21 protein-coding genes are annotated in these 21501 nt (G+C 56.7%); 7 read left to right on the top strand and 14 right to left on the bottom strand.

The features are described from left to right. Positions 1-108: 108 nt before the first annotated feature. The 3 genes from EGH23_RS23945 to EGH23_RS23935 form a co-directional block, all read right to left on the bottom strand. Complete coding sequence (locus tag EGH23_RS23945; RefSeq protein WP_220582502.1) at positions 109-2475, bottom strand: heavy metal translocating P-type ATPase; 2367 nt, start codon at positions 2473-2475, stop codon at positions 109-111. Between the two features lie 59 nt (positions 2476-2534). Then, positions 2535-3284: a helix-turn-helix domain-containing protein gene (locus EGH23_RS23940; RefSeq protein WP_220582501.1), complete on the bottom strand. Its 750-nt coding sequence runs from the start codon at positions 3282-3284 to the stop codon at positions 2535-2537. A gap of 65 nt (positions 3285-3349) precedes the next feature. Further along, positions 3350-3637 carry a DUF7967 family protein gene (locus tag EGH23_RS23935; protein ID WP_220582500.1) on the bottom strand — a complete coding sequence of 96 codons (288 nt, stop codon included), beginning with the start codon at positions 3635-3637 and terminating at the stop codon, positions 3350-3352. 559 nt (positions 3638-4196) lie between these two features. Between EGH23_RS23935 and EGH23_RS23930 the strand changes: the two genes are divergently transcribed. The 3 genes from EGH23_RS23930 to EGH23_RS23920 are packed head-to-tail and all read left to right on the top strand — an operon-like array spanning position 4197 to position 6669. Further along, positions 4197-4892 carry a nucleotidyltransferase domain-containing protein gene (locus tag EGH23_RS23930; RefSeq protein ID WP_236045055.1) on the top strand — a complete coding sequence of 232 codons (696 nt, stop codon included), beginning with the start codon at positions 4197-4199 and terminating at the stop codon, positions 4890-4892. Between the two features lie 58 nt (positions 4893-4950). Continuing rightward, positions 4951-5394, top strand: a complete 444-nt coding sequence (locus EGH23_RS23925; protein ID WP_220582515.1) for a DUF8154 family protein — start codon at positions 4951-4953, stop codon at positions 5392-5394. A 27-nt stretch (positions 5395-5421) separates the two neighbouring features. Then, the gene (locus EGH23_RS23920) at positions 5422-6669 is read left to right on the top strand and encodes a phage integrase SAM-like domain-containing protein (protein WP_220582499.1); all 1248 of its coding nucleotides are present in this window, start codon (positions 5422-5424) and stop codon (positions 6667-6669) included. 157 nt (positions 6670-6826) lie between these two features. On the opposite strand, the gene EGH23_RS23915 is transcribed toward EGH23_RS23920, so the two are convergent. The 6 genes from EGH23_RS23915 to EGH23_RS23890 all read right to left on the bottom strand — a co-directional run bounded on the left by EGH23_RS23915 (position 6827) and on the right by EGH23_RS23890 (position 13926). Beyond that, complete coding sequence (locus EGH23_RS23915) at positions 6827-7132, bottom strand: plastocyanin/azurin family copper-binding protein (protein WP_236045053.1); 306 nt, start codon at positions 7130-7132, stop codon at positions 6827-6829. Between the two features lie 133 nt (positions 7133-7265). Continuing rightward, positions 7266-8501, bottom strand: coding sequence for a ZIP family metal transporter (locus EGH23_RS23910; RefSeq protein WP_220582497.1), 1236 nt, complete (start codon positions 8499-8501; stop codon positions 7266-7268). Further along, positions 8502-9764: a multicopper oxidase domain-containing protein gene (locus tag EGH23_RS23905; RefSeq protein ID WP_220582496.1), complete on the bottom strand. Its 1263-nt coding sequence runs from the start codon at positions 9762-9764 to the stop codon at positions 8502-8504. Next, on the bottom strand, positions 9765-10469 hold the full coding sequence (locus tag EGH23_RS23900; RefSeq protein ID WP_220582495.1) for a metal-dependent transcriptional regulator: 705 nt from the start codon (positions 10467-10469) through the stop codon (positions 9765-9767). It lies immediately after the preceding gene. 1035 nt (positions 10470-11504) lie between these two features. Next, positions 11505-12509 (bottom strand): cytochrome d ubiquinol oxidase subunit II, encoded by a 1005-nt coding sequence (cydB, locus tag EGH23_RS23895; protein WP_220582494.1) that lies wholly within the window; start codon positions 12507-12509, stop codon positions 11505-11507. Continuing rightward, positions 12502-13926 (bottom strand): cytochrome ubiquinol oxidase subunit I, encoded by a 1425-nt coding sequence (locus EGH23_RS23890; protein WP_220582493.1) that lies wholly within the window; start codon positions 13924-13926, stop codon positions 12502-12504. The genes cydB and EGH23_RS23890 overlap by 8 nt, the downstream gene beginning before the upstream one ends. 349 nt (positions 13927-14275) lie before the next feature. Between EGH23_RS23890 and EGH23_RS23885 the strand changes: the two genes are divergently transcribed. Together EGH23_RS23885 and EGH23_RS23880 are read left to right on the top strand one after the other, a co-directional pair. After that, complete coding sequence (locus EGH23_RS23885) at positions 14276-14677, top strand: plastocyanin/azurin family copper-binding protein (RefSeq protein WP_236045052.1); 402 nt, start codon at positions 14276-14278, stop codon at positions 14675-14677. Positions 14678-14736: 59 nt separating this feature from the next. Beyond that, entirely contained in the window at positions 14737-16131 is a 1395-nt protein-coding gene (locus EGH23_RS23880) for an arylsulfotransferase family protein (protein ID WP_425433272.1), read from the top strand. 57 nt (positions 16132-16188) lie between these two features. On the opposite strand, the gene EGH23_RS23875 is transcribed toward EGH23_RS23880, so the two are convergent. After that, a complete protein-coding gene (locus EGH23_RS23875; RefSeq protein ID WP_220582490.1) occupies positions 16189-16917 on the bottom strand; it encodes a CPBP family intramembrane glutamic endopeptidase in 729 nt (242 codons plus the stop codon). Positions 16918-18045: 1128 nt separating this feature from the next. Between EGH23_RS23875 and EGH23_RS23870 the strand changes: the two genes are divergently transcribed. Beyond that, entirely contained in the window at positions 18046-18366 is a 321-nt protein-coding gene (locus EGH23_RS23870; RefSeq protein WP_236045051.1) for a DUF7521 family protein, read from the top strand. 21 nt (positions 18367-18387) lie between these two features. After that, a complete protein-coding gene (locus tag EGH23_RS23865) occupies positions 18388-18954 on the top strand; it encodes a hypothetical protein (RefSeq protein ID WP_220582489.1) in 567 nt (188 codons plus the stop codon). Between the two features lie 183 nt (positions 18955-19137). Here EGH23_RS23865 and EGH23_RS23860 read toward each other — a convergent pair whose 3' ends face one another. The 4 genes from EGH23_RS23860 to EGH23_RS23845 form a co-directional block, all read right to left on the bottom strand. Next, positions 19138-19524 (bottom strand): SpoIIAA family protein, encoded by a 387-nt coding sequence (locus tag EGH23_RS23860; protein ID WP_220582488.1) that lies wholly within the window; start codon positions 19522-19524, stop codon positions 19138-19140. Between the two features lie 26 nt (positions 19525-19550). Continuing rightward, positions 19551-20474 carry a cation diffusion facilitator family transporter gene (locus EGH23_RS23855; protein WP_220582487.1) on the bottom strand — a complete coding sequence of 308 codons (924 nt, stop codon included), beginning with the start codon at positions 20472-20474 and terminating at the stop codon, positions 19551-19553. Positions 20475-20493: 19 nt separating this feature from the next. Continuing rightward, positions 20494-20931 carry a DUF7996 family protein gene (locus EGH23_RS23850; protein ID WP_220582486.1) on the bottom strand — a complete coding sequence of 146 codons (438 nt, stop codon included), beginning with the start codon at positions 20929-20931 and terminating at the stop codon, positions 20494-20496. Between the two features lies 1 nt (position 20932). After that, the coding region (locus EGH23_RS23845; RefSeq protein ID WP_220582485.1) for an HAD-IC family P-type ATPase at positions 20933-21501 on the bottom strand (569 nt) is incomplete at its 5' end.

Below are 21501 nucleotides of genomic sequence, written 5' to 3'. Positions count from 1 at the left end.
ACTCGATCTCGGTGTCCCACAGCTTGGAGTACTCGTCCGAGGGCCCGACCGCTCCCTCATCGGCGACAGCTTCGAGAGTACAGCAGACTTGGAGGGTGAAGGAGGACGTCAGGTGTCGGAAAACCGGTCGGGCTCAATCCGTGACAACCGCATCGCGTTCCCGGTGACGCCGAGACTCATCCCCATATCGCCGACCACGACCGCAAGCGCGACGCTCACCAGCCCCAGCGGCACGCCGACGGCAAGCAGCGCCTTCACGCCGAGGCTCGCCCAGATGTTCTGCCGGATGACGCCGTTGGCCGTGTGCGACAGCTCGTAGAGGTACGGCAGCTTCCCGACATCGTCGCCCATCAGCGCGATGTCGGCGGTTTCGAGCGCGGTGTCGGTGCCGGCGGCTCCCATCGCGATGCCGACCTCCGCGGTGGCGAGCGCAGGCGCGTCGTTGATGCCGTCGCCGACCATCGCGACCTCCCCGCACTCCGTCTGCAACTCCTCGACGGCGTCGACCTTCTCCTCGGGGAGGAGTTCGGCGCGGTACTCGTCGACGCCGACCTGCTCGGCGATAGCGCGGGCGGTGCCTTCGTTATCACCGGTCAGCATCACCACACGTTCGACGCCCAGCTCGTGCAGGCGCTCGACGGCCCGCTTCGAGGCCGGACGTACCTCGTCGGCGATGGCGATCGCACCTAGCAGTTCCGACTCCGTCCCGATGATGACGACCGTCTTGCCCTCCCGCTCTAGCGCGGACAGCGCGTCCTCGGCGAACGCCCCGTCGTCGGACTCGGTCGCCTCCGCCACGCCGCCGCCGTCCGTCTCGCGGCGTGTCCGAGAGAGATCGAAGCCCAACTCCTCGAAGAGCGCGGGCTTGCCCGCGTAGTACGTCTCGCCGTCGATCTCCCCACGGATGCCCTTCCCGGTGAGGCTCTCGAAGCCATTCGGGTCGGGCAGATCGCCCACGCCTGCTTCGTCGGCGCGGGCGAGGATCGCCGCAGCGATGGGATGCTCACTGCGCCGCTCCAGTCCGGCGGCGCGACGGAGCAGATCGTCCTCCGTGGTTCCACCGGCGGGTACGACGTCGGTGACGGCAAGTTCGCCCTTCGTGAGCGTTCCCGTCTTGTCGAGCGCGACGGCGTCGACTTCGCCCATCGCCTCGAGGTAGTTGCCGCCCTTGATCAGGACGCCGTTCTTCGCGGCGCTGGTGATGCCCGACACCACGGATACCGGCGTCGAGATGACGAACGCGCACGGGCAGGCGATCACTAGCAGGGTGAGCCCGCGGATGAACCACGTCTGCCAGTCGCCGGCGAAGCTGACTCCGTACCCGGCCACGTCCACCGACACCGGGTCGGCGATGAGCAGCGGCGGGATGGCGGCGGTCAGGATTGCCAGCACGACCACGACCGGGGTGTAGTAGCCGGAGAAGCGATCAACGAACTGCTCTTTGTCGGTCTTCTTCGCCTGTGCGCCCTGCACCATCTCGATGATGCGCGAGAGCGTTGAGTCGCCCGCTGTCGACGTGACTTCGACTTCGAGGTAGCCCTCCTCGTTGATGGCGCCTGCGTACACCTCGTCGCCAGCGGTCTTGTCGACGGGGACGCTCTCGCCGGTGATCGGCGACTGGTCGACTGCGCTCTCGCCCTCAACGACCGTGCCGTCGAGCGGGATCTTGTCGCCGGGGCGAACGACCACGGTCTCGCCCACCTCTACCTCGTCGGCGGGCACCGTGACTTCCTCGCCGTCGCGCACGACGGTGGCCTTGTCGGGCGACAGTTCCATCAGCTCGCGCAGGGAGTCCCGCGCCCTGTCCATCGCGTAGTCCTCGAGTAACTCGGCGATGCTAAACAGGACGGCCAGCGTCGCGGCCTCCACGAAGTAGCCGATACCGGTCGCGGCGATGATCGCCGTCCCCATCAGCAGGTCGATGTCGAGGCTTCGGTTCTTCGCGGAGTAGTATCCACTCCGGACGACCGGGATGCCGCTGGCGGCGACGGCGCCGAGGAACAGGACGTCGGCGACGTGGAGCGGGTAGGCGAGGACGCTCGCCACCGCGACGTTCTGTGCCGTCAGGAGAAACTCGAAGAGGAGGCCGAGCGTGACGAGTGCCGCGCCGAACCACGTCTTCTTCGCGCGGGGGCTCGTCCAGACCTCCGATGGTGGCGCGATGTCGACGCCGTCGCCCGCCTCCTCTTGCTCATCGTCGTCGGAATCCGACCCTCCGACGACCTCGTAGCCGGCGGCTTCGATCGCGTCGACCACGTCGGCCTCGCTGATGCGGTCTGGGTCGTACGTGACGTTGGCCGTGCCGGTGGTCGGCTGGAGCGTGGCGTCGACGACGCCGTCGACGCGCTGGAGGCTCTTGTCGACCTTCTGGGCGCAGGACGGACAGTCCATCTCAGGGACGACGAGGCGTGCGGTCAGCTCCCGTCGCTGTCCGCCCCCGCTCGTCTCACCCGCTGTGTCCGGATTCTCTGTCATCACCTCATGGTAGGGGCGTCAGTTCGATAAGCCTTTGTTGGAATATTCCAAACCGAGAGTCAGCGTGTTGCCGGGGGCTTTTCCGGTACTCGCTCGCCTGTGACGTGATGCTTCGCTAAGTGTTCCTCCGCCCGGCGGAGTCGGTAGGTGAGCGTCGACCGCGGTACGTCGAGATGCGCGGCCAGTTCGCCGACGTCGACCTCTCGTGGGGACTCGTAGTATCCGTGTTCGACGGCTGCCCGGAGTGCGGCCTCCTGCTCCGGAGACAGGTCACTGTCCGTCTCGTCGACTCCGCCCATCGACTCCGTCGTGTCCGCGGTTCGGAGCATTTCCATCCGGGCGCACTCCCCGACGGCGGCTTCGAGGGCGTCGAAGAACGCTGCCACGTCACCCTCGCCCGAGTGGATGAGCCGCCACGTGTAGTGGCGGCCCTCATGACGGGTCTCGAACAACACGCCCTCGCCGAGGTGGTCGCGGGCGATGTGGGGGACGGACGCGCAGGAGGGGGTTCGCTCCCAGTCGGAGTAGAGGACGAGCGTGTCGTCCGTACGGTCGAGGACGCGGGTGGTCTGGGTGGCGCCGCAGTCCTCGGTGGCGAGACAGTCCGCATAGTAGTCGCTGGTGAGAAAGGCGTCCTCAATGGCGTCGAGTGCGTCCGGAGTGCCGGTGGCGTGGTCGACGCGCCAGAGCTGCTCGGCGGTGGCATGCAGCGAGAGCGAGCGGACGCGGGCGTCGGGGTGCTCGGCGAGGGTGTCCGCCACCCTGTTGCACCCCGGCTCGTATTCGAGGGCGAAGACGAGTTCGCGCATACCCACGCGTAGGGGGTGGTTGGATATAACACGTCGGCTCGGTGCGGCCCCTGCGTTGACGGTAGTTAGATCACGTCTTCGGGGTCGTGTACCTCCTGCATTCGTTGGGCCTCGGCGGCGTACTGCTCCTGCAGGTCGGCGTTGTTGACCGAACCGAGATTATCCAGGTCGGCCTCGACGGCGGCCGTCGTGTCGCGGACGTCGGTGAAAGAGGTGAGCGCCCGTTCCTTCCGGTAGTACTGCTCGCCGTCCGGGGTCGCGTAGGTGAGGATAATGAGGTTCTGCTCGTCGTCGGAGTACGTCCGCTCGACGAGCCAGACGCGAACACCGTTCGAGCCGGAATCACTGGGCATAGCTGCTCGTTCTTTCCCGGGTCGGAAATGGGTAGTGGACATGTAGCCCACGGTGATTCGCTTGCTGAAACGGACGCGAAATAGTATAGCAGAACGCAGTTTATGAACTGGTGACTTGCCGAATTTCCTCGGCTAGAAGTCTGTAGATGCTGAAATAGCAGGAATCGAGAGAAGATCTAGCTGGTCGTGATTACTTCGATAATCACGACCAGTTTTTAGTATCCCGACGCCGTCTACGAAGCACGAATGCTGCAATCCACTCAGAACGCCGCTTCACCTGGGGGAGAGCCGCCAAGACCGGGATCCGTGTTAGGACTGGTCCCACTCGGCTACTCTGACTGAAGATGAAGCGAACTCCGAGAGCCCCAGCAGCGTATCGAAACCGTCAGCTTCGCCATCCGCGAGTGGACTTTCTCTCCCCAATGACCGAACGTACTGAGGCCAGCAGCTGATGGATGTCCTTCGCAGCAAACGTGTTGATGCCGCTCTCGTGCTTGATATTTATGGAAGCCTCGTCTCACATATAATGTTTTTATAGAAGTGGTCCGTGGTACGGCATATGAACCGCGAGACGGAAAGTACGAACTCGTCTGGAGTATCTATTTCGCTTTCAATACCCCCTTCAGATCCGGACTTATTCAAACACAAGGCGACAAGTGATGTTCTTCTTTTTTTAATTAACCACCGATTCAGTGACTTCTCGCTGCGCGAACTCGCAATGCAGATTGGTCACTCCCATCAGTCCGTCCGACGGGCAGTGAACGTTCTTAGTGCGAACAATCTGGTCGTCGAATCCACCGAAAGTAACCAGCGACTCATACAAATCAACAGACAGCGCCTATCTATCCCAGACGAGCCGATTCTTCGGATTCCTCAATCGGAGTACCACCACCCCGTCAAAACTGCGGTAACGAAACTCCGTGAGAATATTAGCGACGTCGTCGGCATCATCCTGTACGGAAGTGTCGCTCGGGGAGACGCTGACCGACGAAGCGATATCGATCTCTGGGTGCTCACTCGCACCGGGCGGGCCGAAAGCCAACGAGAAGCGAACGCTATCGCCCGTGACCTTGAAGAGACGGAGTTCGATGGTGACCGCTACGCGTACGATATCGATGTCGAGGCCGTTCAAGCGATTCCAGCCTACACCGCTGACATTCGTGAAATCATTGTCTCGGGAATTCCAGTCTACAAGACGAGTGATTTCGAAACCGTCGAAAACCTCCTCTTGGAGGAAGGAGCCGCCAATGAGTAGCGGCTCGGATCCAGCTTCTGTGCTCGCAGCACTCGAGCGTGCACAGGACGCTTTCGAAATGGTTGGACGGGGGCGAATGGAGTTTGAAGACGGAATTAGTGCCGATGCGGACTGGAAGACGCAACTGACGAAAGCATGTCGCCTCCTTGAGGTCGTTGACACGCTTCAATCACAGGATGGGTACTATACGGCCGTTATTGAAGTCTGCTTCGGCGCTATTGAACGGTCGATTGAGGCGTATGCGCTCTCGATGACGAACGATACACTCCAAGATTTTCAGGACCACCAGTTCAGCTACGAGCGTGCCCACCAGATCGGGCTATTCGAGAGGGAGACTGCACAACAGATGAAGGCCCTCTACAGCGAGAATCGGACTGAGAGTTATTACGGCGGCGGGCGTCCAACCGAAGAACAGGCGGAAGCAATGACCGAACTCGCTATCGCTGTCCATCAATTCGCAGTAAGTCAGATCCGGGAAGGCGGCGTCTGTCTGTGTGACTGACTACATTAGACACTTCGAGAGAGCATTATGAATCGGAATACACCCACGGGACGAACGCAATCGACCTCACTCACAGACTCGTTCGAGCGGTATCTCCAGGATAAGGGGAAGGGCCGCGGTGGCGACGGCGGGAACTATCGACGCAACGCAGCACGCGAACTCAAGCGGTTCGTCGAGTGGGCCGCAAGCGACCGCGGTGGCGATGACTGGACCGGGATCGTTCCCGACGACGTTGACGGGGAACCTACTTTCGAAGAGCTTGACGAGCGTATCTTCCGAGAGTACGCCCGCCATCTCGCCGGCGATCGAGGTCTCAAGCAGAATGCCGTACAAACCTACTACCGCTATATCTCTGCGTGGTGTGGCTGGTGCGTCAATGAGGGGTACCTCGAAGCGCACTACGCTCAACGGGCGAGCGCGATGGCGCCGCTTCCTGAAGATGACGGTCGCAAACCTGGCGACCAGCAGGCCTGGACATCCGAACAGCGCCACGCGCTCACCCGATATGTCGATGAGCAGGCTCGCGACGCCATTGAAACGTACACGACACTTCCCGAGAATGTGGACCCCCTCGATAAGCAGCGGGCGCACTACGAAGCGCTGAAAGCCGCTCGTGACCGCGCGCTCGTATTCGTGCTTGCCTACACAGCTGTGCGTGTCGGGGAACTACTCCGGGATCCGAACGACCCACGCCGACGTGGGGTTCGTTGGGAGGACATCTCGCTTGAGGACGGGAGTATGGACGTCTACCGGAAGAAACAGCAGTGGGACGCCGCAAGCCTCCCCGACCCAGTAATTTCACCGCTGCGGAGCTATCGAACACTGATGGACCCACCCACTGAGCGCTGGCCAGTGTTCCAAACGTTCGACCAGCGGACACTCGCGACGCTTGTGCAGGACGAGCTGGCTGACCGCGGGGAACGCTCGGATACAATTGAGGAGCGACGTGACGAGTACGCTCGCGACCTCCTGTTGGCGCTTGATGAGGACGTTCGACCGCCGTCAATTACGACAGATGGCTCACGATCCATTCTCCAGCGACTCTCGAATGCGGCGGAGATCGACATCGACCATCCGAAACACGACTATCTCGCGCCTCACGGCGGTCGACGGGGGATGGGAGAGGTCCTCGTCAGAGCGTTCGGCTACACGGTTGCAGCCCGATATCTCGACAACTCCGAGGAGATGGTGCGAGAGCGGTATTCACATATCGAAGCTGGGGAACTAGGAAACGTGGCGACGGAAGCGCTCAACGAAGTCGATTCTGACGTATAAGTGATGGGTGGAGTAACTATTTATTGTCATTTCACTTCGCCTCGCTCGCTATGCCCGGTCGTATCGAGAACAGCATGGGACTGATGGTTTCCTTGTCCTTGTTGACTGGTGTGCTTGGATTCAACCTCGTTCCGTCACTCAAGGGAGAGAGTGCGGACTACTCAACTGTCACCGTTCCTGTCATCCCAGAGCTTTCGTGTGGGATGCACACATATTGACACATCCCCGCAGCCTTGAAGGTGTGTTCATAGGTATCTTCAGCAGCGAGCAGGCCTCCACTCACATTGTTTCGTGCGGCTCTCTCAGACCCAAACCCTCCACTCGCGAAATACTCTGCTTCCGTTGGTATCTCGTCCTCATAGGCCGTCACTGTATGCCTGACGCTGCTATCGTTCACCCATCTCACTGTCGTTCCCGAATTGACGGTCAGCGTCTCCGGATCGAATGCGAAGTCTTCGTTCATCGAGACACGTGTCGGTCCGCCTGACTGGCCGCTGGATGAACAACCCGTCATTGCCATTGCTCCGAGAGTGCTTCCGCCGACTTTGAGCATCTGCCGTCGGTTCATTGCTTGAGTAAAGGTAGACCTGAGGGTTTTAGAGTGCGACGAAGAGGTCGGTAGCGTACATCACGATGAGTCCGACGAGGAACGTCACGAGGTTCAGCGCAGAACCAACACGTCCATTCCGACTAACCATCTCTCGAAGCTCCCAGATCACTTGAATGATCGCTCCCACGCCAACAGCGAGGAAGAAGGCTCCAAGCGTCGGTGAGAAGGCGAGACTGCCAAGCCACCCCCCCAAAATGACGGGCGCACCGGCGAGGAATCCAAGGCCGACGAAGTGGAGAGCACTCGGACGCTCACCACGTGCGACGGGTGCGACGACGGCAGGTCCCTCAGTCACGTTGTGTAGCATGAACCCGATGACGAGGAAGGCACCGAGCGAGACGCGGCCCAGTGCGAAGGAACTCCCGATTGCGAGCCCCTCAGCGAGGTTGTGTAGGCCGATTCCGAGCGCGACTAAGTAGGCAATCCACAGGCCGCTCTGGGCGCGCTTATCACCTGCTTCTGCACGGCCCTGGCGCCATGCGCTGACGGCTTGAACGGCGAGAAGTGAACCAATGATGCCGAGTGCGACGAGAGCGGTTCCTTCGAACGCACCCGGCACTTGCTCACTGAGTTCGAATGCCTCGAACCCGGCGTCGATAGCGAGAAAAGCGAGAATACCCGCCGAGAAGGCGAGAATCGCGTGAAGCCAGCGGTCGCTCATCGACTGCAGGAATGGGAACCACAGCATCCCGAGTGCAACAGGAATCACACCGACGAACAGACCGATGACGGCCATCGTCAGTAACAGGCCACCCGTTAGCCCTGGCGACTGACTCGGTGAGACGATGGTGTGGTGGACCGTCGCTCCCCCTTCGAGTATCAGTGCTACTTCGAGGTCCCAGGTGGGATTCCAGTGGTACGGGATGACGACCTCGGCACTCTCGCGAGGAGCGAGTGTATTATCGCCGCCCGCACCTCGTACCTCGTAGTCCCAGTACGCTTCCGCGACGAGTACCTGTGAGATGGTCACTTCGTTCGGGCCGTTATTCGTGACGTGAAGGACCATCGTCTCTTCGTTCGGTAGCGTCGTGTGCGTTACCGACACGTCGGGGAGCGGCTCACCTCCGGTGTCGAGCGACGCGAACGGTGTCGCTGCGAAGAACCCACCTGCGATGAGTGCGAGCAGGAGGATCGGAAGCAGTGCTGCAGCCCACTTGGGAAGTCCCAGCGGACGCTCGGTCCGACTGACAGTCGTACCGCCATCGGTGTTCGGTTTGCTCATTTAGACCACCTCGAAGAAACTCATCCAGCCAAGTTCTGCGAATTCCGACTGGTGAGCGTGGAACATGTAGAGTCCCGGGTCGTGGTTTGAATAGTCCAGTTCGATAATGCCGCGCTGTGCCTGACACTGCATGACCGTGTCCACCGTCTGGTGGGTCGGCGTCAGCGTCGTTCCGTGGTCGTAGTAGTCGAAGAACTGTGAGTGAGTGTGGAACGAGTTGATGAGGTCGAACTCGATCGCGTTGACGAGGTACACTCGTTGGCGCTGATTCTTGTCGATCTGAATCGGACGCTTGGTTTCGCCAGCTTCCCAGTTACCTTGACCGTCGGTGTCACCGACACCATAGGCGAACGCACGGGTATTGGCAGCGTATACCTCATTGCCGCCGTCGAAGTTGACATCGAAGCCGTTCATCACCATCACCATCTCGTTGATGGCGTCATTCTCGGGATACTCGTGGTTCCGCGTTTTAGCCTCGGCGACGAGGTCTGCGCGAAGTTCATCAGTGATTTGCGAACGGTGGGAGTCGCAGTACTCCTCGGGTCTGTCCGCGACGCGCTCAGGGGCCGGGTCGATGATAATCGCCCCGTACAGGCCACGATGAATGTGTTCTTTGAGTGGAAGTGAGTGACAGTGGTAGAAGTGACAGCCTGCAGGCTGGGCGATCCACTCGTACGTGAATGACTCACCCGTATCGAGGACACCTGGCCCGTTCTGGGGAATCCCGTCCATCTCCGGGTTGAGATTCCGGAGATGGGGGTGAATCGTGTGGGCATGTCGTCCGAGATTCTCGAACCTCACTCGAATAAGATCGCCCTCGACGGCCCGAATCGTTGGGCCAGGAACCTGCCCGTTATAGGCCCACGCTGGGAATTCGATTCCAGGGGCAATGGTGACAGTGGTGTCGACCGCTTGAAACGTGAACTCGCGAACGGTTCGACCGTCCTCCTGGTACACGTCTTGCGGGACGTTCTCTTGTTCACCTCGGCCCGTGTTGAACTGGTACAGGAATTCGTGTGGGTCGAAGTCGGTGTCGCTGTACTCACCGACCGCTCCGAAGTTCCCATGGGAGTCTTTTCCGGAGCCGTGATCCTCATTTCCGTCCGCCCGTCCGATACCCGTGAAAGCAGCGCTCCCTGCGAGACCAAGCCCCCCGAGAACTGCCCGTCGGGTGGTCTTGAGGTCTGTGTCGAGCGAATCGATGAGTCGTTGCTCCAGTTTGTCTGAAAGCTCTGCTGCTTGTGAATAATCTAATGATGGCATCTATTTTGCCTCGTTGTATTTTCTGCGATCCTTTTTACTCGATTCAGCTGGCCGTGAAACGTAGATTTCTGCAGCGACGTCGGCCGGTAGCGAGAGCGGTTTGTCTGCCGTATTCACTTCGCATGTGATCATCCCGAACGGTGCGGTCTCGACCACTTTGAGTTCCGTTCCGAGGGAGATTCCAGCCTTCGTGAGGTACGAAAGGACGTCTGAACTGTTCGCTCGTACTTCAGAGAGGACAACAATTGTTCCCTCCTGACACTCTGCCAACGGCTGTTGTGTCTCACACCGTGGAATTTCGAGGTCAGCGGTGGGAATCGGCTCTCCATGCGGGTCCACCGTAGGAGACTTCAGGACCGCTTCGATTCGTTCCACCAGCGTCTCGCTGAGATGGTGTTCTAAGACGTCTGCTTCCTCGTGCACCGCAGACCACTCATACCCGAGTTCCTCAGTCAGGAACAGTTCGAGCAGTCGGTGGTTGCGAAGCACATTGAGCGCGTGCTTTTCCCCACGATCAGTGAGGCAGGCCCCTGTATAACTCTCGTAATGAACGAGGTCATCGTCGTCCATGCGCTGCAACATCGTCGTCACGGTTGGTGGCTTGACCCCTATCGCGGCCGCAATCTCAGATGATGAGGCCGGGGTGTCTCCGTCCTGAAGACAGTAAATTGCCTTCAGGCAATCTTCTATTTTCGGGGCCACCATGAAACAGAGTTTGATACGTCTAAACAAATATTTTTGCTATTTCATCTCTTGATTCGGGTTGTATCCAACTGAGGCAGTCGACTGGTATCGTGGCAGACGCTTGAAATCGCGATCTCCACCCCCACTCTTTCTCGCAGTCTCACCGGGACAGCCCATCATCGTCGGGAGTTTCGGCTTGTTCGTCGGGAGCCTGATTGACTCGACTCAGCAGGAAGGTAGTCCGACCACGCGACCGCCGAATGTGTCGGTCCCGAGGAAGACATGACGGGACGGACCGACCACTCCCATTACTGAGTCTGCCGACTCCGAGTCCCACCCCTGCTGTCTCGGTCCCGAATCCATTCGATGTCCACACCGATCTGAGAGGCATTCGGAGCCGAAGACATTGACAAAGTTGATAATATGTTCATCTCTAATTACTAAAATTAGTACAAATCAGACCAATCCAACCATAATTAATTTAACAAATATCGGCATCCAGGTCCCAGCTAAGATATGATTGAGGCACGACAGGGCATTCGGAGTGGGGAGAGATTCTTATCCCTGTTCGGTAACCGGTCGAAAATGCTCTATCGAGGATTTGAACCTCGGTCCTCGGCGTGAGATGCCGAGATGATTGGCCGAGCTACACCAATGGAACATTTTGTGCTCACTGGCCTATCCAGTTAAATCCACTCACTTCATGAAATCGAATTCGACACACGCAGACAACTACGTGAATTCCGCATAGGAATATATACAATCTTTGATAAGTTCGTTCACGTTGTAGAAGAGTATACCAACTGAGAGGAGGGTCGTAACGAAATAAATAATCAACCCTGGCGGGCCGCCAATCGATGTGCCAATTGCACCTCCCCCAAACCCGACAACCGTAAGCTCGACCCACGTCACTACGATACGAGACAGCAATCGGGGCACCGAACTGGACTGTGTTGATGTCATTGTCTCAGGCCACCATATTCACGAATCGATGTTGATTTCTCACTGGACTATTTCCCCACAACTCAACGGTACGAAATTGCCTGATTATGCGTCTCATCCGTAGGTTTCCTCAGTATCAACGGGACCACTGAACGCTGAATAGAGCACGACAAAGTAGCCGAGCACGATTGGGAGCAGCACGCTCGCCATGATCGACATGAGATTGAGTGGAAGCGTAGAGATAATCGCCTCCCGGACGGTAAGTCCTGCAGTCCGATCCATGAAGGGATACAGAAGGGTTGCGACAAGCCCCACTAATCCGAAGACGAGTGTAGCTGTCGCTGCGAACGCGGCGTAGTACCGACGTCTGCGGAGTGCGACGGCGTAGATTCCAGTCAGTGTAGCCGTGAGGATCACAAGTGCAACGACGGTGGGCGAACGGAAGGAGGAGCGCAGCCCTGGCTCAGCTGCATATATCGTCCCGAGCGTAATGATCGTGATACCAAGATAGCTCACGGCAGCCTGGATACCGTAGTTTCTCATTTCATCTCGTAGCGCGCCGCGAGTTTTCAGCCCGAGGAACGCCGCACCGTCGACGATCGTGAGGGCAAGGACTGTGACACCGCCTAGGAATCCCACTGGAGTGATGAGGCCGGTTGTTCCGACCAGCCAGTTCATGACGAACAGCCCCAAGAGGAACGGCGTAACGGTGCTCCCGATGACAAACGAGTAACCCCACAGTGTCTGCCAGCGGCTGTCTTCACGCTCCTCGTACATTTCTGGGGCGAGCCCTCGGAGACCGAGCGCGGCCAGAATCGCGAACATCAACAGATAGTACCGACTGAAGAGGTTCGCGTACACGGACGGAAACGCCGCGAATAGTGTCCCTCCGAAGACGACGAGCCAGACCTCGTTCCCATCCCAGAACGGCCCAACAGCTGCTAACAGCTGTTCCTTCTCGTGGTCATTGTCGCGGGTTGCAAACAGGATGCCCACGCCGAAGTCAAAGCCGTCGAGAAAGAGGAACATCCCGAAGATGAAAAACAGCAGCGCGAACCAGAGTTCGGCAAGTGGTAATCCGAATAGTGGCCTTGTGGCCAGCGCTCCGATGCTAATCACCTGACGTCACCTCCGAATCTGGGACGCGGTCAGAATCGCTCTGCCTGAGCTCGTCTTTCGATGGTGGTCCTGCTCGGATAATTCGACCGACGACGTATGTGTAGAGGCCCAGTAACAGGATGTACCCGGTAACGAATCCGAGGAGTGTGAACGTTGCTTCGGCGCCTGTGAGACCTGGAGAAACGCCAGCACTCGTCTTCATTACCCCCTGAATAACCCACGGTTGTCTTCCGACTTCGGTGACGATCCAGCCAACCTCTACGGCGACGAATCCCAGGAGAGACGACGCCATCAACGCCTTATGCAATAGGTCGTCTTCGAAAAGTTCGCCGCGCCACCATCGATAGCCCCCCCAGACGGCCAGCAGAATAAACCAGAAGCCGAGCGCGACCATAATCCGGAACGCCCAGAAGACGATCGCCACAGGTGGGGCTTTTGTCGAGAAGGATTCGAGTCCTCGTATCGTAGCCTGTGGGTTTCCGCCACTCGCGAGCCAGGATGCTCCACCCGGGATGCCGAAGCCAAAGAGTTCTTTCGTGCGTGGGTTCAGCAAATCGTTTACGTCCGTCGGGAATGCAACGATATACTCGGGGACGTAGGAGTCGGTTTCCCAGACGGCTTCCATTGCGGCGAATTTCTGCGGTTGAGTTTCGGAAACGTGGCGGGCATACTCATCTCCCTGAATCACCTGCAGCGGGGCCGTGATGAGTAGAACGACGAGCGCGATTTTGAGCGTCTTCTCCCAGACATCGATATGTTCAACCGAATAGCCCCAGACGTGGTGTCGGAACACATAGTAGGCCGCGACGCCGGCCATGAAGAGCGCGACCGACTCGACGGCAGCGTTCTGCATATGGATGAACATATAGGGGAACCTCGGATTGAGATAGGCTGCGAGCGGGTCGGTAAGCTTCACAATCCGCTGGCCGTTCTCCACGACGATTTTGAACCCACGCGGCGTCTGCATCCATGAGTTCGCGATGAGGATCCAGACAGCCGAGAGCCACGTGCCGACCCCGACAGCAATACTCGATACGAAGTACAGCCGGTCTGACACACGGTTGCGGCCGAAGACGAAGATCCCGAGGAAGGTAGCTTCCAGCATGAACGCCATCATCCCTTCGAGGGCGAGTGGACCACCGAACAGTTCTCCGGCGGTCGTCGAGAATGCGGCGAAGTTCGTTCCAAATTCGAATTCGAGGACAAGACCGGTCACGGTTCCCACGACGAAGCTCACTGCAAAGATTCGTGTCCAGAACCGACGAAGCTGTTCGTACACTGGCTGTCCGGTACGAATCTCTTTCCATGTGAAATAGATGAGAAATGGCGCGAGGCCCATACTCATCACTGGAAAGATGATGTGAACGATGGTGGTGAGCGCGAACTGGAGACGGCTTGCAAGAACGGGATCAACCATTAGTTCCACCTCTACGAATATCTCTATTGGTCTGAACGGTGACCCACAGGCCGAATAAGGAATGGGCCCATACCAAATGGAATGCCATCACTCCGATTTTGCGATTTTGGCACGTCAAATGAGGGCGGTGTCCCACGTATTGGGAATCCGCCTTTGCCGCTTATACCGGGACCTTTGATAAGTATGTATGGAGCGTCGACGTATACTCAAGACAGCCGGAGTTCTCGCTACAGGCGGCGTAACCAGTCTCGCCGGATGTAGTAGTTCAGGGAACGGAAATGATGACGGCGGTGGGCCAACCACAACCGAGACACAGGAGACCGGTATCTCGGGTGGTTCGAATACGGTTATGATGGTCACCGAAGGTAGCGAGTATTATTTCGATCCAATCGGCTTGTTCGTTGAATCCGGAGAGACGGTCACGTTCGAGATCCAGAGTGGGAGTCATTCGGCGACTGCCTACAAGAAAGGAACGAGTTCAGCCTCAGTAACTCGGATCCCTGAGGGGGCGGAAACGTTCAATAGCAAAACCCTGAGCGAACGGGGTGCGACCTATGAGCACACGTTTGAATCCTCGGGTACATACGATTACTTCTGTATTCCACACAAAGCTCTGGGAATGGTCGGCCGAATCGTCGTGGGCAAACCAGGTGGTCCTGCCGAAGAGAAGATGCCGCCGGACGGAGAGGTTCCAGACAGCCAGGTCATCGTCGACCAAGGTAGCGTCTCGTATAGTGACTTCACGGGATAGTGCTACCCCAAATTCTTAGCATACGTATAACTAATTAGTATCTAGTCAGAGGTTCTATCGTGGTGTCCAAGTCTTTTCTCCGTGTGTTCTTTGTCGTTGTTATCGGTTTATCCAGTATTGGCCTAGCCTATGGATACACGCTCAGCGCAACCAACGATACCTTCGAGAGCCATCTCACGAACCAAGGTGTTGCGAACCCACAGCAACAGGTCGTCGAACCTCGCGACAATGTTACGGTCATCGCGACCGATTCGAATTCGTGGCGAGGTGAGGCGAGTAGCGGGCCTCGTGCCCGAGCGGAGCTCGTCGCATTCAACCCGGACGGAAACATCCTCTACTATAACGACTCACACACGCGGTACTGGGACGTCGATCCGGTACCTGAAACAAGAACCTCCGTTGAGTACATGTTCGCGGACCACCTTGAGCCGTCGTCATGTCCGGACACCAGCAACTTCACCCAGCGCCGGGTTGACGAGGAGGTCTGGAACGAATATAAGGATGCTCGCTCGACCAACGCCTGTACGCGCAACGGATATGAGCGAGTTAACTTGACGACTGGCGAGGTGACGCGTATCTGGAGCGAAACCACCCCTGGGAAGGAAGCGACCCGCTACCACGATGCTGACCGGCTCAACGAGACACACCTAGCTGTCGCGGATATCTATCTTGATCGGGCATTCGTCGTGAATACCACCTCCGGTCAGACCGAATGGACGTGGAACGCCAGTAGCGCATTCCCCAGAGAAACAGGTGGTCCATATCCTGAGGATTGGACGCATATCAACGACATCGAAGTGCTTGAAGATGGCCGTCTCATGGTGAGTGCTCGGAACCAAGACCGGGTCGTGTTCCTGAATCGGAGTGGACTCATCGATGGGTGGACTCTCGGCAAGGAGGACGACTATAGTTTCCTCTACGAACAGCACAATCCGGATTACATCCCGACTGAGCATGGCGGTCCCGCTATCCTCGTCGGAGATTCGGAGAACAATCGCGTTGTTGAGTATCAACGAACAGGTAATCGCTGGGAACAGTCATGGGTATGGCGAGACGCGCGAATGCAGTGGCCACGGGACGCCGATCGGCTCCCGAACGGACACACTCTGATAACAGATTCGAACGGGAATCGTGTGTTCGAAGTTGATGAACAAGGAGAGGTGGTGTGGAGCGTCAATATCGCCTTCCCCTACGAGGCAGAACGTCTCGGGACTGGAGACGAGAGTACAGGTGGTCCGAGTGCAACGGAAGCAAATCTCGACTCACAGACGGGCAGTTTGAGTGACCGTGTCCTGATTTTCACCAAACATTTCATCCCTGGGAAATACTTGAACGGTCTTATGTATATCACACCTGTCTGGATGGGGTTTTTAGAAGTTCTTGAGCTGGCGGTCTTCCTCACTGGCTGTCTTCTGTGGGCTGGAGTAGAGGGAGTCTGGCGATGGCTGTCTTGACAAGCCTACTGCTCGTTTGTTGCAAGTCCCATACCGTGGGTCAAGAGTCGACGAGATTCAAATCCCGCTTGTAGCTGTCAGATATGCGCTTCCAAACTGTACTGCATTGTACGCACCGTGAACCACGGCTGGGACTGCGAGGTTGTCGGTGTACTCGTAGGTTGCGCCCAGTACCAAGGCTAGCACGAATGCGATACCGACGTACACCAGCTTCCCCTCCCCGGTCAATGAGAAGAGATGGATTGATGCGAAGAGAGCGCTCGCAAGAACGATTGCACGGGCCGGATGCAGCGTTTTTCGGAGCGTACCCTGAACTAGTCCCCGATATAACAGTTCCTCGCCCGGACCGACTAACAGAAATGAAAGAGGAACGAGCAGGAGATACACCGCTGGATTCTGCTGACCAATCGTGACGATTCGATTTTGTGCTGATTCGAGACCAAGCGAGGAGATGATCATTGAGGCGATAACAAGCAGGCTTAACAGCGTAACTATCCCAGCGATAGTCACGGCAACATCACGTCTGTCCGGAATCGTGAGCGGGATGAAATCGAAGCCGAGATTGCGGTATCTGAGATAGAGGACAGTACCCCCTCCAAACGTTAATCCTTGCAACAGGACTGTATTCAGCACGAGGCGCAATGATGGGCGAGTCGCGACATTGATCCCGAAGATGGCCAAGACGGCGCCAGCAATAAGGACGACGAGGGAGCCGATGATTGTCGAACCGTACGTGAGTCCAATCGCAGTTACGACAGAGCCAACTCGTGACGTTGATTGTGTCATTGGCTGGAATCAATAATGAGGGAACTCAAGCTATTCAGACGCAGAGCTTCGATGTTCTGTTGGGTGAGCGAGTGACCTGTGTATTCTATCATAATTCGTGTGTTATCATACTGCTTGTCGTCTCGTTCTGACTCATAGTCGTGCTTGAACAGATGAGTCTGTGGGTGTGACGAGAATGAACGCGAGAAGAGGGTGATTCAGAATCGTCTGTCGTAGGTAGCTGGAACCCGTTGAATTTTGAGCCATCTATCGGTTGGTGGAGGTATCTCAAATTACGATTTGTCTTGTTGAATTCCGGGTGATAAAAATACAGACCGGATTCCCATCGAGTGGGATTCCGCCATTTCTTCATTGCGGAGCCATCCCACGAAGTTGATAAGGAGTCTCACGACTTGCTGGAAAATTGGAAACGCTTGCTGACCGGTCGCCTTGTCACGTGATGGAGATCGCTAATGCCATCGATGGACATCCGATTACCTCAACCAGATCCGTGGCCATCTCTATAATGACCAGTGTATCCGTCTACTGGGCCGAGGCTTCTACGAAATCACGGAAGAGGGAAAACAACGACTCGAAACTCAGCACCAGTCATAGCACCCCGCTGCCAGTGATACCATACTGATCCTCGTCTCGCGACTCTTTCGACAGCTCGTCCATTATGAACTGAGGATTGCAATCTGTTTTGGATTCGTGCTGTCGAGAGAATCCTCGAACGGCAATCGAACACCATATCCCGGCGAGCACGTATAATCGAATAATGGGAAGACCATTCAGTGTTGTCCGAGGACACACCAGCGTTACAGGATATCCTTGATGCGCTGGATGATTCCGAGTGCCAGGCTCTTCTCCGCGAAACTGTTGAACCCATGACTGCGAACGAACTCATAGATGCCTGTGTCCTCCTCAAGTCCACGTTGTATCGCAAATTAGGACTGCTCAGCTCCACTTCTCTTGCACGAGAGCGGGATACGATCAGTTCGGGTGGCGGACGAGCCACCCACTACGAACGTCCGATAACGTGGCAATATCTATGGACGACACAGGCGAATTTTCAGTGAGTGTCGAACGTCCACCGCAGTCTACCGACGAACGGCTTGCAGACATCTGGTCGATGATGGGGGACGAGGTATGAACGAAGTAATAACGGCGATTGCGGTGGTTAAGTTCGCAATCCTACTTCTCGGGGGTGGAATCACCTACATCGCGTTCAAAGCCTATCGGCGAACGGGTGAGGATTCGCTCCATGTTCTGGGTATCGGATTTGGTGTCATCATGCTCGGCGCTCTACTGACGGGCGTGGCCAACCAGTTCTTTTCGGTCTCGTTGGAACTCGGCGTGCTCGCTAACAGCATATTCGTCGCACTTGGCCTCGCAGTCACAAGGACTCTCTCAACATGCAACAATGATCGTAGCTCAAAATCTAACCTTGTGGCTGGTTCTAAGAACTAACGTTAAACGAGGGTTCAGTTAATGCACCGTATTACAATACCAGACGAAACCGGGATCTCGCACCAACAGTGGCAACAGGCGTGGAACCCAATAGACATCGTGGTTCGGTATTTTGTGGCCAGTTTTGTCCTGGCCGGCGTACTCCTAATGCCCCTTGCATGGATGGTTGGCTCGTATGCTCTTGTTGTTTTTATACTATTCCCGATTCTCGGAATTTCACTCAGTATGATTATCTGGCGACGTGCGTGTACAGCAGTTAATACTGCCTATCAAGAGGTCCTCAATGACATCACCAACTGGAGAAACCAATCTAGTGATAAGATAGAAATTCTGGCTTCTGATCTCAATGGCTCAGGTAACCAGTACTGCCTTGAACCAGCTAAAAAATATACGCTAACCTACGTCAAGGTAGCTGGCGAGTACACGCTGCTTGAGGAGGTAACTATTGACTTTGCTAATTTAGAAACTTCGACGAAGTCAGAGAGAATCCCCTCTCAACAAATTGTGGCGCAGTCGTTTGAATCAGGAATATATAAACTTCATTCGTCGAAAGGGATTTGGAAGATTGACGGGCTCCAGAAACAATGACTGAGCGTATGGTGTTTCAAGAGTTTGGAATTAGTTCTCCACAATCTCCCTCAGTACTCTCGTGTTTGACGGGGATCGTCATCTTTGTAGGCTCTTTTGCCGTAAGGGTAGCACTTACCTATCCATAGTGTCGTGAATATCACTTTCCTACTATGGGGGCTGGCATAGAACGCGGTTAGGCGATTATATCTTTTCGTCCTGTAGCCATTGGAGTGCATCTGAGAATGCCGACATCTCGAAATAGCGCATTCGGTTGGGTGCGACTGGCCAGACGGGACGAATTATTTCCCACCAATCGAAGAGCAGCTTGGCCCAGACCGAATCGCCAACTGCGGCGTAACGGCTGATAGTGAACTGCGACCCGTAGCGTAGGTCGGGGATGATACCGTACACGTGAGATAGAAACGTCGAAAACGTCCAGTCCGGAACTACTTCCAGAACACGGACTGCGCCATATTCGTCTGTCTTCTGGATTAGTAGTGAGTATAGTTCGTCGTAACCCCGTTGGGTCCCTCGGCCAACCCGGATCACGACGAGGTCTTTCTCGGTTTCATCGAGAATTTCGAACATCTGAGTGCTTGTAGGAGGAGCCATGACTAGTGGTCGTGATTCGTGCGGTCGGCGGTCCCCGTATCGATTTCCATGTCACCCACGAGTTCGACAGTCGCATGATCAATCCCACGATCCGAAAGAAGCTGATGGACCTGAGATCGAATCGCCTGCTGTTGGTCTAGTGATGTTAGTTCATATTGGAGCCGCACCGTCGCTACCGTCAGTTGACTGCAAACTTGCCAGACGTGCAGGTCGTCGACGTTCTCGACGCCATCGATATTCGTTAGTTTGTCTCGAAGTCTCTCCAGTGAAATAGGACTCCGCTCTAGGAGAATTGACGTGCTCCCACGGAGCACCTTCCCTGCCGAAACGAGTATTAAGACACCAATGAGGACGGCAGCTACTGGATCAGCGATGGGCAAATCGAACACAATGACAGCTAGGGTCGAAATGATCACTGCGACTGAGCCACCGGCATCGCCGAGCAGATGGTAGAATGCTCCGCGCTCGTTGAGGCTCATTTTCCCACCTTGGACGATATAGACGGACCCCAGATTGACAAGCAAGCCGCCGACTGCGATGATTAACGTCATTGTGGGATTAATTGCGACCGGATCCAAGAATCGTTGGTAGGATTCCCATAGAATATATCCGACCATCGGAACAAGCAATATCCCGTTGAGAAACGCAGCGGCTGGCTCCAATCTATGGAGACCATACGACCACTCATCGCCGCCTTTGAACCGTTCGGCGGTGTAGCTTGCTCCGAACGCCATCGCGTATGCGAGCATGTCGAACAGCATGTGGAGCGCGTCACTGATGAGGGCGACCGAACCAAAGAGGAGTCCACCAGCCAGTTCGACAAGGAAGCCAAGGAAATTGACGACCGCTACGAGCGCAAGCCGACGCGTACTGCCACCTGTTTCTGGTGCCTCTTCATGTTCTGCCGTATCCTCGTGCAGAGTCATAGATCACGTAGAGTTGGAGTTATTTCGAATCCGAGGTCTCTAGGTTTTCGTAGGTGGATACCTGAGACGTATCTTCTTTTGTTGACGCCAAATCCTGTGCCGAAGAGTCGACCGTAGCCGAGGCTTCAGACTTGTCATCGTGCTCGTCAGTTCCAGTTTCGGACTGATCTGACTCCTCAGTGAGGGACACGTCTTGCGCAGAGGATCCGACGAGATCCAACGGACGAACCCAAATGAACCACACAACGAATATCGTCGTGCCGTAGCCGACAATCCACACTAGATCAGCTACGGCAGAAAGGTTCGCCTCTTCGAAGGTGTGTACTAGCAAACCGGGGCCGATGAGCCCAACGAGCACAACAAGGACGGCAAACTGTGGAGACATGAGCCCGAACGGGTGTTCTTGCTGATCTGACTCTGTATGGGAATTTACGTTTTCCTCGTTCTCTGCACTCATCTTATCCCTCCGAAGCATTGGTTTCGGTGTCTATCTCTGGCGTAATTCGTGATAGCCGCATCGCGTTCCCGGTTACAGCCGTCGTCATCCCGGCGTCCCCTGCGAGGACAGCCAGCCAGATGGGCACGTAGCCAAAGGGAACAGCGAGAGCCAGCCCGGCTTTAACCACAAGACTGGCCCAGATGTTCTGGCGGATGACGCCGTTCGCATCGTTCGCGAGTTCATAGAGGTACGGGAGCTTCGCGAGATCGTCGCCCATCAGCGCGATGTCGGCGGTCTCCAGCGCCGTGTCCGTCCCAGCTGCGCCCATTGCCACGCCAACTGTGGCTGTAGCGAGGGCGGGCGCGTCGTTGATACCGTCCCCGACCATCGCCACGCCGTCGTACTCGTCGACGAGTCCGTCGATGGCGTCAACCTTCTCCTGGGGAAGGAGTTCTGCGCGGTAGTCGTCGACGCCGACCTGCTCGGCGATAGCTCGTGCGGTCCGCTCGTTGTCGCCCGTAAGCATGACCGTCCGCTCCACGCCGAGCGCCTTCAGGCGGCTTACCGCGTGCTTGGCCTCAGGCCGGA

The organism is Haloarcula nitratireducens (assembly GCF_019599505.1).
The sequence above is the reverse complement of the archived record's forward strand: the minus strand, read 5'-3'. Positions and strand labels throughout refer to the sequence as shown.